Origin of the sequence: Microbacterium sp. H83 (assembly GCF_001650405.1) — a bacterium.
In the GTDB taxonomy this organism is placed as follows: domain Bacteria; phylum Actinomycetota; class Actinomycetes; order Actinomycetales; family Microbacteriaceae; genus Microbacterium.
The window spans coordinates 1-14,330 of the sequence record NZ_LWCU01000021.1 but is presented as its reverse complement, the minus strand read 5'-3'; the positions used below and the strand labels follow the sequence as shown (position 1 = coordinate 14,330).

Sequence of the window (14,330 nt, the reverse complement as noted above, 5' to 3'; positions counted from 1 at the left end):
CCTCGCGGGACTAGGCTGACCGGCATGACGCGCAACTCGCCGGTCTCGCCGCTGCACCGCTTCGCCGCCGTGGCGGCCGTCGCTCTCGCGGTGCTCCCGCTGAGCGGATGCCTGTACGCGCAGATCCCCGTGAACGTCCCCGACGGGGACGGCCCCGATCCGGTGCCGACGACGTCGCCGACGGACGAGCCCGCCGACGAGACCTCCGGCGCCCTCCCGACGACCATGAGCTTCGCCGACGGCGCCGACCTTCCCGCGACCGCCTACATCCAGTGGGGCGACGGCCTCATCGTCGACGACGGCTGGACGACCGTGAAGCCCGACGACGGGAACGGCGGATGGACCTACGGCACGGCCGATGGCCTGTGCACCGCCCAGTTCTGGCAGGGCCTCATCTCGGACGTGCCGACCGTTCCGGGAGACGACGCCGCGAGCTCCGACGCGATGCTGGCCGTGATCCTCGGCGAGACCGACACCGCCGCGATCTCGACCGCCGCCACCACCTCGGCGTTCAGCTATCAGATCGGCGGCAACGCCGACGTCGAGAGCCGGCAGCTCGTGGGCGACGCGGGCGACCGGCAGTGGGTGATGGCCACGCGCGCCTTCACCGCCACCGGCGTCGGCCTCTCCGTCATCGTCGACTGCACCGGCGGTGACGTGAACGCCGTGATGGCCGAGGTCGTCGACAAGAACGCCGTCGTCATCGACTGACGGCCCGTCGGCATCCGGCGCGGCGTGCGCTCACTTGCCGCCGGGAGGACCGACGAGCAGCAGGATCACGTACAGCGCGACGATGGCCGCCACGAGCAGGATCGCGAGGACCCAGGGCCGCTGCAGGAACCAGCGCATGAGCCGGTCGTACCAGCGTGCGTCGCGGGGGTCCTCGGTCTGCTGCAGCCGCCACTCGCCGCGCAGGCGTCCGGTGCGCTGCAGCCAGATCTCGGTCGGGATGGTCGCGTAGGGGACGACCGCGCTCGCGACCGCCAGGACGGCGACGCCGACGTGCCAGCGCTGGTTCAGCGCCACGAGCACCGCCGTGGCCCCGTAGGCGAGGAACACGAAGCCGTGGATGCCGCCGCCGATCGTCACCACGACGCCCGGCGCCCCGACCGCGCGGGCGATGATCGCCGAGATGAGGATGGTCCAGGTGATCGCCTCGGCGATCGCGAGAACACGGAAAAGACGGCCGGGCGCACGGAACACGGGACTCCTCGGGTGGGGTCCTGCCAGCGTATCGGGGGGCGGCTATGACCTGCCCGTGCGGAATAGCCCGACGAGCGTGGGCGTTGGCGAAGGAATGGTGACCGTCGACTCCGCAGCCCTCTCGACCGTGCTCGACGCCGTCGACCTGCGGGTCGGGGTGGCCCGACGCGCCGCGCTCCCGACGGGCGGTCTGCTGCCGCTGGGCACCGGGGCCGCGGCGCTCGTGTACGTCGCGCGCGGGACGGTGCACGGGCATCCTCCGCTGCGGACCGGATGCCGGCTCGACGTCGACCGCGCCTCGCAGACGGTCGCCGTCGACGAGCGGCCGCCGCAGGCGACCCTGACGACCGGTGACGCCTTCCTCACCCTCGGACGCACCGCCTTCGCCCTCGAGGCCGACGACGAGACCGAGCTGGTGGTGGTCGACCTGGAGTTCGCGGACAGCTCGTCGCTGCTCGCCGCTGTCCTGCCCGATCCGATCACGGTCATGTCCTTCGACGCCCTCGAGCCCGCCGCGGCGGCGCTCGCCGGCAGCATGGGTCCGACCGATCCGCCCTCCTGGCCGGTGCGCCAGGGCGACCCGGTGATCTGCCGGATGATGGCGAAGACCGTGCTGCTGTCGGTGATCCGCGCGTGGGCGGCGAACGGCTGCGCGCCCGACGGGTGGCCGTCGGTGTCGCGCGACCCGTTCCTCGACCGCGTCGTCGAGGCCATCCACCACGAGCCCGGCCGGGAGTGGACCGTCGAGCGGCTCGCGAGCGTCGGCGCCATGTCCCGCTCGGTGTTCGCCGAGCGGTTCCGCACCGTGATCGGCCGCTCCCCCGCCGACTACGTGACCGAGGTGCGGATCGACGCGGCGAAGCGGATGCTCGGCACCGGCCGCTCGGTCTCCGAGACCTCGCGCGAGCTGGGGTACGCCTCGGACGAGGGCTTCAGTCGCGCCTTCCGTCGCCGCACGGGTATGACGCCGTCGGCCTGGCGCTCGGCGCACGCGCTCGTCCCGGCCTGACGCCGGCGTTGCGCCGTCACGCCGCCGCGCGAGAGCTCCGTCGGTTCGACGCGCCGAACAGCAGCGCTCCGAGCAGCAGCGCCGTGGCGCCGACGACGTAGACCAGCTCGATGCTCAGGGTGTCGACGAGCAGGCCGCCCACCCCTGCGGCGAGCGTGATCGCGCCCTGGAACCCGACGACGACGAGGCTGCCGCCGGCCTCGAGACGGTCGGGCATGCGGTGCCCCACCCAGGTGTTGGCGACGAGCAGCCACGACGAGAAGAAGAAGCCCCACACGAGCACGACGGCGCCGACGCCGATGACCGTTCCCGACAGGAAGACCATCGACAGCACGGCCGCCGCGATGACGAGCGGCGCGAACACCGCGAAGAACGCGAACGAGCGATCGATGATCAGGCCGATGCTGAGGTTGCCGGCCAGACCGCCGACGCCGAACAGCGCGAGCAGCAGGATGATCGTCGACGCGTCGACCTCGGGGATGCGCTCCAGCGCCAGACGCACGTAGGTGTAGGCGAGGAAGTGCCCGAGCACCACGAGCACGTGCCCGACCATGCCGAGGGCGATGCCGGGGCGGCGGAGCGTGTCGACGAGCAGGCGGATGCTGGACGCCTGCTCGGCCGGGACCTTCGGCAGCACGAACCGCAGCGCCACGGCGAGCAGCACCATGAGCACGCCGGCGATCGCGAAGACGCTCTGCCAGCTCACGACCTCGCTGAGCAGGACACCCAGCGGCACGCCGGCCACGGTGGCGAGCGAGACGCCCGCCGACGTGAACATCACACCGCGCCCGAGGTGCTCCGGGCCGGCGAGACGCGCCGCCACCGTGATGGACATCGCCCAGAACGCGCTGATCGCCGCACCGAGCAGGAACCGCGCGAGCAGCACGATGACGAGGTTGGGCGCGATCGCGACGATGAGGTTCGACGCCGCTGCGGCGAGCGCCATCCAGACCAGCAGCGACCGGCGGTCGAGTCGAGGGAACATGAGGCCCACGGTCGGGGCGACGACGAGTCCCACGAGGGCCGTGACCGTCACCGTCTGCCCCGCCTGGCCGGGCGTCACTCCGAGGGCGTCGGCCATCTCGGTCAGCACGCCGTTCGGCAGGAACTCCGCGGTGACCAGCAGGAAGCCCATGAGCATCAGCACGATGAGTCCGCCGTAGCGGATGCCCGAGGTGCGGGCGGTCGTCAAGGGCACGGGCGCGGTCGTCGTCATGATTCCAGCCTTCCGGTCGGCGGGGGCCCGCGCCCGACGGGGCGTCCACGGCATCCGACCATTCGTCCGGATCGGCTCGGCGGATCGGCCCGGCGGATCGGCTCTGGACAGCATCCGCCCTGCGCCCTATCGTGGACGACGCACCGGGAGTCGCCCGGAAGGCATCAGCGAGAGGAGTGATGACATGACCACCGTCTCTGTCGCGCCCTTCGCCGACATCCTTCCCCTCGGGGCCTCCCGCTCCTGATCCGCGGTCGGCCTCCCTCTCCCGGAGCCACACCGTGTCTGATCTCTTCGCTCCCTCCGGAGCAACTTCCTCCCCTGCTCTCCACGATTCCTCTTTCGACGGCTCCCCTTTCGACGCGATCCCGACCTTCGCCGACGTCGAACCCGGCGAGAACCAGCGCTGGACGACGTGGCCGGCCGTCACGCCCTCCGAGCGCGGGCCGCAGCCCTGGCCCGACTGGGTCGTCACGAGCGCGGGCGCGCTCGACACCGAGCTCGGCGTCCTCAAGACCGGCAAGGAGGCCGACGTGTTCCTCCTGGAGCGCGCCGTGCCCGGCGATCCCTCCCAGCGCGTGCTGCTCGCCGCGAAGCGCTACCGCGACAGCGACCACAGCAGCTTCCACCGCTCCGGGGTCTACACCGAGGGCCGCAGCACCCGGAACACCCGCGACACCCGCGCGCTGGCCAAGAAGTCGGCGCACGGTCGGGAGGTCGCCGCTCTGCAGTGGTCGTTCGCGGAGTTCGACGCGCTGTGCCGGATGTGGGATGCCGGGGCGCCCGTGCCGTATCCGGTGCAGGTGAGCGGCACCGAGCTGCTCATGGAGTTCCTCGGCGACGAGTCCGGCGTCGCGGCTCCGCGCCTCGCCGCGGTGCGGAGCGACCGCGCCGAGCTCGCGGAGCTGTATAGGCAGGTCGTCGACCTCATGCGGCTCTTCGCCGCGGCGGGCTTCGCCCACGGCGACCTGTCGGCGTACAACCTGCTCGTGCACGAGGGCCGCGTGCGGGTGATCGACCTGCCGCAGATCGTCGACGTCATCGCGAACCCGCAGGGCCTCGACCTGCTGCACCGCGACTGCGTGAACATCTGCGACTGGTTCACCCGCCGGCGGGTCGAGTGCGACGCCGAGGAAGTGTTCGCCGAGATGCTCGCCGCGTCGTGCGCCTAGCTCGCGATGCGCGCGGCGAGCAAGGTCACCAGCTCGTACACGACGTGGCTCGCGGCGATGCCGGTCATCTGCGCGTGGTCGTACGCGGGCGACACCTCGACGACGTCGGCGCCGACGATGTCCTTGTCGCGCAGTGCGCGCAGGATGCGCAGCAGCTCGCGGCTCGTGAGACCTCCGGCCTCGGGGGTGCCGGTGCCGGGGGCGTGCGCGGGGTCGAGCACGTCGATGTCGATCGACACGTACAGGGGTCGGTCGCCGATGCGATCGAGGATGCGTCGGATGCCGGCTTCGACGCCGTGCTCCTCGATGTACTCGCTCGACACGATCGAGAACCCGAGGCGCTCGTCGTCCTCGAGGTCCTGCTTCGAGTAGAGCGGCCCGCGCGTGCCGACGTGGCAGCTCGCGGTGAGGTCGATCAGCCCCTCCTCGCTCGCGCGACGGAACGGCGTGCCGTGCGTGATCGGCGCGCCGAAGTACGTGTCCCACGTGTCGAGGTGCGCGTCGAAGTGCAGCACGGCGACGGGGCCGTGCTTCGCGGCGATCGCGCGCAGCAGCGGCAGCGCGACGGTGTGGTCTCCGCCGATCGTGACGATGCGCTGCGCCTGCTCGCCGAGCGCGCGCGCGGCGCTCTCGACCTCGGCCACGGCGGCCGCGAGGTCGAACGGGTTGACCGGGATGTCACCGGCATCCACCACCTGGGCGATCGCGAACGGCGACACGTCCTGCGCGGGGTTGTACGGGCGGAGCAGCCGCGACGACTCGCGCACGTGCGACGGACCGAAGCGCGTGCCGGGCCGGTAGCTCACGCCGGAATCGAACGGGATGCCGACGACGGCGATGTCGGCGCGCTCCACGTCTTCGATGCGCGGCAGACGGGCGAAGGTCGCGATCCCGGAGTAGCGGGGGTTCACGGAGGCGTCGATGGGGCCGACGTTCTCGGTCATGATCAGTCCTGTCTCTTCGGGGCAGTGTTCGGGCCTGTGTACATCGGGGCTGTGTGCATCGGGACGTGCACGAGCTGCACGCCGCCCGCCGCGATCGCCTCCTGGATGGCGGGAGCGATGTCGTCGTACTCGTCGACCCGCCGCCCGGTCGCGCCGAACGCGGTGGCGAGGGCCGCCCAGTCGGGCTGAACCAGGTCGACGCCTATGGGCGCCATGCCGCGGTCGACCTCGTTCTGGCGGATCTCGGCGTACCCGCCGTTGTCGACGCAGACGACGGTGACATCGAGGCGTTGCTCGACCGCGGTCATGAGCTCGTTCACGCAGAACATGAGCGCGCCGTCGCCGATCACCGTGACGACGGGATGCTCGGTCTGCGCGACGCGCGCTCCGATCGCGGCGGGCAGGCCGTAGCCGAGCGTCGCGTAGGTCGGGGTGTAGAGCAGACCGTGCGGCCGCGGCGAGCGCAGCACGCTGCCGAGCGCCATGTAGACGATCTGCGAGGAGTCTCCGGCGACGATCGCGTCGGCCGGCAGTGCGTCGGCGATGATCTCGGCGAGTGCGACGGTCTCGGGGGCGGTGTCGCGCGTCTCGGCCTCGATCGCCGCCCGATCGGCGGTCAGGTCGCGCGGTGCACGGTCGTCGGATACGAGCTCGTCGGCCGTGAGCAGGGCGAGCAGCGCAGCGGCCGTCGCCGCGGCGTCGCCGAGGAGGCCGACCGCCGCCGTCAGGTTCTTGTCGAGCTGAGCCGGGGAGACGTCGATCCGCACGACCGCGCCGCGAGCCTCGAGCCGAGGCGCCCACAGCTCCGCCTCGCCGAGCTTCGACCCGATCACGAGCAGCACGTCGGCGTCCTCCGCGACGGCGCGGGCGGCGGCGAGCCGGAGGTTCGATCCGAGAGACAGCGGATGCCGTTCGTCGACGACTCCCTTGCCGTTGAGCGTCGTGAGCACGGGGGCCCCGAGGCGCTCCGCGATCGCGGTGACGGCGTGCGCGGCATCCGTCGCTCCCCCGCCCGCGACGATCACCGGACGCTCGGCGCCGGCGAGCAGGCGGGCGGCCTCGGCGAGGCGCTCCGGGTCGCCGGAGGCCCGCGGGGGCATCGCCCGGGGACGGCGCGCCTCCGCGGGGACATCGGCCGCCGCTTCGAGCACGTCGAGGGGGATCTCGATGTGCACGGGGCGGGGACGCCCGGTCCGGAACAGGGTGAAGGCGTCGTGCACGGCCTCGACGGCATCCGCGGCGCTCGTGACCCGACGCGACCACTCCGCGATCGCCCCGACCATGGCCGTCGCGTCCTTCGTCTCGTGCAGCGTGCCGACGTCGGCGAACTCCGCACCGAGCGGCACTCCGGGTGACAGCACGATCATCGGACGCGACTCGCAGAAGGCCGTGCCGATCGCGCTCATGGCGTTCTGCAGACCCGGCCCGGAGGTGGTGATGACGACGCCGGGGAGCCCGGTCTGCTGCGCCCACCCGTCGGCACCGTAGCCGGAGCCCTGCTCGTGCCGGTTCGTGATCGCGCGGATGCCGAGATCGGCGAGCGGGCGGTAGAGCTCGAGGTTGTGCGTGCCGGGGATGCCGAACACGGCGTCGACCCCGTACGCGCGGATGGTCTCGAGCACGGCACGGCCCGCGGTGTCGGAGTACTGCCCGTTCGCATCCTCGGTCATGCAGACACCATCGCCCGGGCCGCGGACGTGGGCGCGGCGACGTGCCGGCGCTCGCCGTCGACCCACGTCTCGCGCACCGTGATGGCCGCGATGTCCTCCGGGTCCACGGCGAGCGGGTCGTCGGAGAGGACCGCGAAGTCGGCGTACTTGCCGACCTCGAGCGATCCCAGGTCGTCTTCGCGGCCGATCGACACGGCGCCCTCGTAGGTGTGGGCGCGCAGCGCCGCGGCGGCCGTGATCCGAAGGTCGTCGGGCCCCAGCCTGTGGCCGCGCCGCGTCACCCGGGTCACCGCGGTCTGGATCGCTTCGAGCGGGATCGGCTCTGCGACCGGGGCATCCGACGAGATCGTCATCGGCACGCCCGCGCGCTCGAACTCGCCGAGCGGGTTGAAGCGCTCCCCCGGGGTCCCGATGGCCTCCTCCACGCCCTCGCCCCAGTTGAAGTAGTGCTGGGTCTGGTTGACGGGGCGGATGCCGGCGGCCGCCATCCGCGTGATCTGCTCGGGAGTCGGCAGGCCGCAGTGTTCGATGCGGTGCCGTGCGTCGGCATCCGGACGCTCGTCGAGGGCGGCCTCGATCGCCGACACGACCATCTCGATCGCGGTCGGCGACTGCGCGTGCGTGGCCGTCTGCAGCCCGGCGGCGTGCGCCGTGCGGATCAGCTCGGCGTAGTCGGCCGGCTCGTGATAGAGCTGACCGGTGCGGCAGGGGTCGCCCACGTAGCCGTCGGGGAAGTACGCGGTCCATCCGCCGAGAGTCCCGTCGGCGTAGAACTTGATGCCGGCGAAGCTCAGGTGCGCGTTGCCGAACTGACCGACGAGCCCCATCTCGAGCGCCTCGTCGAGCAGGTGCGACAGCAGGTACATCGAGACGCGCAGCTCCAGCCGTCCCGCCTCGGCGAGACGCAGGTACATGTCGAACTCGCGGCGGGTGACCTGGCAGTCGCCGATCGACGTCACGCCTCCGGCGAGGAACCGCTGCGTCGCGGCATCCAGCTGCCGCAGGTGCTCCTCGGGCTCGTCGGCGAGGTGGAAGTTCGGGCCGTGGTGCCCGATCTTCACGCCGTGCACACCGGTGAGGATGTTGCACGCGGCATCCGACAGCTCTCCCGTGAGCTCGCCTTCCGCATCGCGGAAGAACTCGCCGCCGTCGGGGTCGGGGGTGTCGCGGTCGATGCCGTTCTGCGCGAGCGTGAACGAGTTGACGACGCCGCCGTGGCCGGAGGCGTTCATCAGGTACACCTCGCGGTCGGTCGCGACCTCGTCGAGCTCGAAGCGGGTGGGGTGCCGCTTCTCGGCGAGGTTGCGCTGCTCGTAGCCGTAGCCGCGCACCGGCCGGCCGGCCGGGGCGTCGATGGCCGCGGCCTGCAGCAGCGCCACGATCTCGGGGATGCTGCCGGCCCTCTCGGGCCCGCAGTCGACCCAGGTCATCAGCTGCCCGTACATGAGCGGGTGCGCGTGCGCGTCGACGAAGCCGGGCACGATCACCGCATCCTCGAGGTCGAGCCGCTCGGGCGTCAGCCCCGCCCGCTCGGCCGCCCGCTCGCACTCGGCGAGCGTGCCGATCGCGACGATCCGGCCGAGGTCGGTGAGCATCGCGGTCGCGGGGGCCGCGTCGGCGTCCGCTGCGACCGTGTGGATCGCGCGGGCCGTGAGCAGCCGAGGGGTGGTCTGGGCGGAGCGGTCGAAGGGAGTGAGCTTTCTCATGGCAGCCTGTTCGCGGTGGTGTCGGTGCGGGCGGTGAACGATGCGGTGACGGGAGCCTCGTCGGAGTGCTGCGGAGCGAGGCGCGTGCAGATGCCGGCGATGATCGCCATACCGACGAACATCGCGATGACCGACCAGACGCTGCCGGTCCAGGCGATGAGCTGGGTCGCGAACCACGGCGAGAAGCCCGCCCAGATGGCCGCGCCGACACCGTAGGACAGGGCGATCGAGGTGTAGCGCGCCTGCGGCCGGAACATCTGCGCGAGGATCGCCGCGATCGGGGCGTAGGTGGCGCTCATCGCGATGCGCACGAGCGAGGCGAACAGGAAGATGAGCGGCTCGACGCGGCCGGGCATGATCAGCAGGAATGGCGCGAACGTGAGCACCGAGGTGATGAGGCCGATGTACATGACGTTCTTCCTGCCCCACTTGTCGCCGAGCCAGGCGACCGGCAGCGTGACGAGGAACTCCACGAACGACGCGAGCGTCATGGCGTCGAGGATGACCTGCTCGCTGATCGCGATCGGCTCGCCCGTGGCGTAGGCGGTGGCGAACGTCGTGGCCAGGTAGTAGCCGCCGGTCGAGATCGGCAGGATGCCGATGCCGAGGAGGATCGGGCGCCAGTTGGCTCGGAGCGCGAAGGCGAGGGGCATGGACTGCTTGCGCCCCTCGATCTTCTGCTCGAACACGGGCGACTCCTCGACCCGGAAGCGGACCCACAGCCCGACGCCGATGAGCACGATCGACAGCAGGAAGGGGATGCGCCATCCGCCGTCGATGATGAAGTCCTCGCCGCCGCGCGACATGATCGCGAAGATGCCCGAGGCGAGCAGCGCACCGGCCGGGTTGCCGAGCTGCGTGAAGCCGCCGTAGAACGTCTTCGACTTCTCGGGGGCGTGCTCGACGCTCATGAGCACCGCGCCGCCCCACTCGCCGCCGACCGCGAGGCCCTGGATGGCGCGGAGCAGGATCAGCAGGATCGGTGCGAGGATGCCGATGTTCTCGTAGGTCGGCAGGCAGCCGACGAGCACGGTGGCGGCGCCCATGAGCAGCAGCGTGATGACGAGCGACACGCGCCGGCCGAGCTTGTCGCCGATGTGGCCGAACACGATGCCGCCGAGGGGACGGACGAGGAACGCGACGGCGAACGTCGCGAACGCGGCGGCGGTCTCGGCGAGTCGGTCGCCGCTCGGGAAGAACAGCGGCCCGAACACGAGCGCCGCGGCGGTCGCGTAGACGTAGAAGTCGTACCACTCGATGGTGGTGCCGACGAAGGCGGCGAAGCCTGCGCGACGCGCCTTGCTGTGGGTGGAGGTCATGGGAGCCCGCTCCTTTGCGGAAAGTGGTCGGATAGCGAAGGATGCTACGGATGCCGGGGCGCCACGACAAGGTCAGAACTCCAGCGTGATCGTCTGTTCACTGGATTTCTGCTCGCGTGATGGCGCATCTCGCGACTTCCAGCCTGCGATGTGGGTCTCTACACTGCACTTATGGACGCGCACGAGCGCGTTCTCGGGAAACTGACGAATGTGGGCCGACCTATGGATTTCGACGCCGAGCTGATCCGTGCGCTGCAGGAGGACGGGCGGGCCAGCATCCACGCCCTGTCCCAGCGGGTGGGGCAGTCGCGGGCGGCTGTCGCGGCACGGCTGCGGACGATGCTCGACGATCGCACGGTGAGGGTGCTCGCGGCCGTGGATCCGGTCTTCCTCGGCCAGCACGTCCTCGCCCACGTGTCCATCCGCACCGACGGCGCGGTGGAGATCGTCGCGGAGCACCTGCGCGACATGAGCGAGACCGTGCTCGTGTCGGCGGTCGGCGGAGCGCACGACCTCGTGACCGAGGTGCGACTGGGGACGATGGCGGAACTGCATGACCTGCTCGCGCAGATCCGCGCGATCGACGGGGTGCTCGACATCAACACGATCATCTACTCGACCGTGGTGAAGGGCTTCTTCGTCTCGGACTATCACGGCGACGTGACGCTCGACGCGATCGACGAGGACCTGATCGAGCACCTGCAGTCCGACGGGCGCATGAGCTTCCGCGCTCTCGGCGAGGCGGTGCGCCTGTCGCCGTCGGCGGTCGCGACGCGCGTGCAGCGGCTGACGCAGGGCGGGGTCATCAAGATCAGCGCGGTCGAGGCGCGAGGACTCGCCCATCGTCAGCTGTCGATGGGGGTCGGCCTCAACCTGAACCACGACGACGAGGCGGTCATCGAGGAGCTGCGCACCGGTCGCGGCATCGACTTCGCGGCACGCACCCTCGGACGTTTCGACGCCGTCGCGACGCTCGTGGAGCCGTCGGCCGGCGCCCTGTACGCGAGCCTGGAACGGCTGAGGTCTCTGGCCGGCGTCACGCGGATCGAGGCCTGGCTGCACCTCGCGGTGCTGAAGGAGGACTACGCGCGCACGCTGCGCGAGCCGCAGCTCTGACGCGCGCGCCCCGCCACTTCTGACGCGCGCGGCCTGCCATCTCCGACGCGCGCGCGGCCTGCCATCTCCGACGCGCGCAGCGGCGGGCGCGGACCGCGCCCCGGCGCGCCGTCACCGTCCGTTCACCGCGCGCCGCCAGACTTCGAGCATGAGCGAACACCCCCAGAACGGCGCGGTGCCCGAGCCCGCCGCGACGGCGAACAGCGGCGCGGTCGGCGTCATCGGCCTCGACCTGCGCGGCGAGACGTCCGCCCCGAAGAAGCAGGTCTATTCGTGGGCGCTGTGGGACTGGGCGACGCAGCCGTTCAACACCGTCATCCTCACCTTCATCTTCACGGCGCTGTACCTCACGACCGAGGCGTTCCTGCCCGCCGACATCGCGGCGCTCGATGCGAAGGATCCGATCCGTGAGGCCGCGGAGGCCGACCTCGCGTCGGGCCTGGGCCTCGGGTCGACGATCGCCGGCATCGCGATCCTGCTCATCGCCCCCGTGCTCGGACAGCGCGCGGACGCCGCCGGCCGGCAGAAGCTGTGGCTGGGAATCGGCACGGGTGCGCTCATCGCGTGCATGCTCGGGCTGTGGTTCGTGGAGCCGACGCCGACCCTGTTCTGGCTCGGCGTCGCACTGATCTCGGCCGGCTCGGTGTTCGGCGAGATCGCCGCCGTCAACTCGAACGCCATGCTCATCGGCATCGCGAACCCGAAGACGGTCGGCCGCATCTCGGGTCTCGGCTGGGGCTTCGGCTACATCGGCGGCATCATCGCCCTCGTGCTCGTGGTCGTGTTCTACATGCTCGACTGGTTCGGGCTGCCCGAGGACGGCGGCCTGCCGTTCCGCATCATCGCCGTGGGCTGCGCGATCTGGGCGATCGTCTTCTCGATCCCGATCTTCCTCAACGTGCCGGAGCCGTCGCTCGGGCGCCCCGAGCGCAAGGTCGGCTTCTTCGCCTCGTACGCGCTGCTCGTGAAGGACGTCATCGGCCTGTACCGCACCCCCGACACCCGTCAGACGTTCTGGTTCCTGCTGTCCAGCGCGGTGTTCCGCGACGGGCTGGGCGGCGTCTTCGCGTTCGGGGCGATCATCGCGGGGCAGGTGTTCGACTTCGGCTTCCTCGAGCTCGTGATCTTCGGCATCGCGGCGAACCTGATCGCCGGGGTGTCGACGATCATCGCCGGCCGCTTCGACGACGCGTACGGACCGAAGCGGATCATCCTCGTCTCGCTGGCCGCGATGGTCATCGCGGGGCTCGCGGTCTTCTTCCTGGTGGATGCCGGAACGGTCGTGTTCTGGGTCGGCGGCCTTCTGCTGTGCGCCTTCGTGGGACCGGCTCAGGCCGCATCGCGCTCGTTCCTCGCCCGGGTCACCCCCGCGGGGCGCGAGGGCGAGATCTTCGGCCTCTACGCCACGACGGGTCGCGCGGCGAGCTGGATGGCGTCGGGCGCGTGGACGCTGCTCATCGTCATCTCGGGCGCCACGGCCTTCGGCATCCTGGGCATCGTGCTCGTGCTGATCGCCGGATTCCTCCTGCTGCTGCCGGTGAAGGCCACCGCGCGGCCGGAGGGTGCACCGCGGGAGTAGCCTGACCGCGTGACGGTCATCATCGCGTTCCTCGCCAACATCCTCGTCGCGATCGCCAAGACGGTCGCCGCCGTCCTCACGTCCTCGGCGTCGATGGTCGCGGAGGCGGCCCACTCGTGGGCGGATGCCGGCAACGAGGTCTTCCTGCTGATCGCCGATCGGCGCGGAGCGCGGGCGAAGGACGAGCGGCATCCGCTGGGCTACGGCCGCGCCGCGTTCGTGTGGTCGCTGATCGCGGCGTTCGGGATCTTCACCGCCGGATCGATCGTGTCGATCATGCATGGGATCCAGGAGCTGTCGGAGACCGGGCCCGTCGAGAGCCCCACCGTGGCGTACATCGTGCTGGGGATCGCGTTCGTGCTCGAGGGGGCGTCGTTCACGCAGGCGATGGTGCGCTCGCGGGCGCTCGCGCGGGAACGAGGGTCGTCGACGTGGGACTACGTTCTCGATACGAGCGACACCACGCTTCGTGCCGTCTTCTTCGAGGACATGGCCGCCCTCGTCGGACTCGTGATCGCGGGTGGGGCGATCGCACTGCACCAGATCACGGGCGTCGCCGCGTGGGACGCGATCGGGTCGATCCTGGTGGGTGTCCTCCTCGGGGTCGTCGCGGTGATCCTCATCGGGCGCAACATCGCCTTCCTCGTCGGTGCGAACGCCTCGCCCGCGCTGCGCTCGCGTGTCGGACGGGCCCTGCTCGCCTCGCCGGAGATCCAACGCGTCACGTACCTGCACATCGAGTACGTCGGCCCGAACCGCCTGTTCATCGTCGCGGAGGTCGATCTCTCGGGCGACGCCCGCGAGCACGACGTCGCGCGGCGGCTGCGAGAGATCGAGCAGCAGATCGAGGCGCATCCGATCGTCGAGACGGTCGTGCTCTCGCTCTCGGTGGACGACGAGGAATCGCTCGCGTTCGAAGGCGGCGCGCGCTAGGTCGTCGCGCATCACGCCGTCGCGGCCTCGGCCGTCGCGGCGAAAGTGGGGCGCGGTCCGTGATGCGGCCGGTTCCGCTCACGCGCTCGCGCGTTCCGCCGCGATCGACTCGTGACATCGGGGGTCGAGAGGCTGAGGGTGGGTGTGCGCCATCGTCGGGCGGGGTCCCACCAGGCGGGTCCGCGGACTTCGGGGATGCCGTCGTGCATGCGGATCTCCCACCCGGAGGTGTCGAGGGAGCGGTGGTGCCACCAGCACAACGGAACACCGTTGTCGGTATGGGTGGGGCCGCCTCTGGCGTGTTCGGTGACGTGGTGGATCTCGCACCAGGACGCCGGAACGTGACACCCCGGGATCAGGCACTCCTTGTCTCGGGCGATGATCGCCCGGCGTTGATGCACGGTGAACACCCGGTTCGTGGTGTCGATGCCGACGATGCGCCCCGATCGAACAGGACACGCTG

13 protein-coding genes are annotated in these 14,330 nt (G+C 71.0%); 6 read left to right on the top strand and 7 right to left on the bottom strand.

Annotated features, from left to right (window positions below; genetic code table 11):
- Positions 1-24 precede the first annotated feature (24 nt).
- The gene (locus tag A4X16_RS09815) at positions 25-711 is read left to right on the top strand and encodes a hypothetical protein (RefSeq protein ID WP_067120025.1); all 687 of its coding nucleotides are present in this window, start codon (positions 25-27) and stop codon (positions 709-711) included.
- A gap of 30 nt (positions 712-741) precedes the next feature.
- Here the strand turns inward: A4X16_RS09815 and A4X16_RS09810 are convergent, their stop codons facing one another.
- Entirely contained in the window at positions 742-1,203 is a 462-nt protein-coding gene (locus A4X16_RS09810) for a DUF3817 domain-containing protein (protein ID WP_067120023.1), read from the bottom strand.
- 76 nt (positions 1,204-1,279) lie between these two features.
- Here A4X16_RS09810 and A4X16_RS17495 point away from each other — a divergent pair, with 76 nt between their 5' ends.
- The gene (locus tag A4X16_RS17495; protein ID WP_231880325.1) at positions 1,280-2,212 is read left to right on the top strand and encodes a helix-turn-helix transcriptional regulator; all 933 of its coding nucleotides are present in this window, start codon (positions 1,280-1,282) and stop codon (positions 2,210-2,212) included.
- Positions 2,213-2,228: 16 nt separating this feature from the next.
- Here the strand turns inward: A4X16_RS17495 and A4X16_RS09800 are convergent, their stop codons facing one another.
- Entirely contained in the window at positions 2,229-3,428 is a 1,200-nt protein-coding gene (locus tag A4X16_RS09800; protein ID WP_067120021.1) for an MFS transporter, read from the bottom strand.
- Positions 3,429-3,709: 281 nt separating this feature from the next.
- Between A4X16_RS09800 and A4X16_RS09790 the strand changes: the two genes are divergently transcribed.
- Positions 3,710-4,600 (top strand): serine protein kinase RIO, encoded by an 891-nt coding sequence (locus tag A4X16_RS09790; RefSeq protein ID WP_067120017.1) that lies wholly within the window; start codon positions 3,710-3,712, stop codon positions 4,598-4,600.
- Here A4X16_RS09790 and speB read toward each other — a convergent pair.
- From speB to A4X16_RS09770, 4 genes are read right to left on the bottom strand one after another with little or no spacing between them, the layout of a single operon-like run.
- On the bottom strand, positions 4,597-5,544 hold the full coding sequence (gene speB / locus A4X16_RS09785; protein ID WP_067120015.1) for an agmatinase: 948 nt from the start codon (positions 5,542-5,544) through the stop codon (positions 4,597-4,599). The genes A4X16_RS09790 and speB overlap by 4 nt on opposite strands.
- Before the next feature lie 2 nt (positions 5,545-5,546).
- Positions 5,547-7,214: a thiamine pyrophosphate-binding protein gene (locus tag A4X16_RS09780; RefSeq protein WP_067120013.1), complete on the bottom strand. Its 1,668-nt coding sequence runs from the start codon at positions 7,212-7,214 to the stop codon at positions 5,547-5,549.
- A complete protein-coding gene (locus A4X16_RS09775; RefSeq protein WP_067120011.1) occupies positions 7,211-8,920 on the bottom strand; it encodes an amidohydrolase in 1,710 nt (569 codons plus the stop codon). The genes A4X16_RS09780 and A4X16_RS09775 overlap by 4 nt, the downstream gene beginning before the upstream one ends.
- Positions 8,917-10,239: an MFS transporter gene (locus A4X16_RS09770; protein WP_067120010.1), complete on the bottom strand. Its 1,323-nt coding sequence runs from the start codon at positions 10,237-10,239 to the stop codon at positions 8,917-8,919. The genes A4X16_RS09775 and A4X16_RS09770 overlap by 4 nt, the downstream gene beginning before the upstream one ends.
- Before the next feature lie 222 nt (positions 10,240-10,461).
- On the opposite strand from A4X16_RS09770, the gene A4X16_RS09765 reads away from it, so the two are divergent.
- The 3 genes from A4X16_RS09765 to A4X16_RS09755 all read left to right on the top strand — a co-directional run bounded on the left by A4X16_RS09765 (position 10,462) and on the right by A4X16_RS09755 (position 13,867).
- Positions 10,462-11,355, top strand: a complete 894-nt coding sequence (locus tag A4X16_RS09765) for an Lrp/AsnC family transcriptional regulator (RefSeq protein WP_067120008.1) — start codon at positions 10,462-10,464, stop codon at positions 11,353-11,355.
- Positions 11,356-11,503: 148 nt separating this feature from the next.
- Positions 11,504-12,934: an MFS transporter gene (locus A4X16_RS09760; protein WP_067120006.1), complete on the top strand. Its 1,431-nt coding sequence runs from the start codon at positions 11,504-11,506 to the stop codon at positions 12,932-12,934.
- 9 nt (positions 12,935-12,943) lie between these two features.
- Positions 12,944-13,867, top strand: coding sequence for a cation diffusion facilitator family transporter (locus tag A4X16_RS09755; protein WP_067120004.1), 924 nt, complete (start codon positions 12,944-12,946; stop codon positions 13,865-13,867).
- Between the two features lie 11 nt (positions 13,868-13,878).
- Here the strand turns inward: A4X16_RS09755 and A4X16_RS18295 are convergent.
- Positions 13,879-14,330 (bottom strand): HNH endonuclease signature motif containing protein (locus A4X16_RS18295; RefSeq protein ID WP_231880324.1); only part of this gene is annotated, 452 nt, incomplete at its 5' end.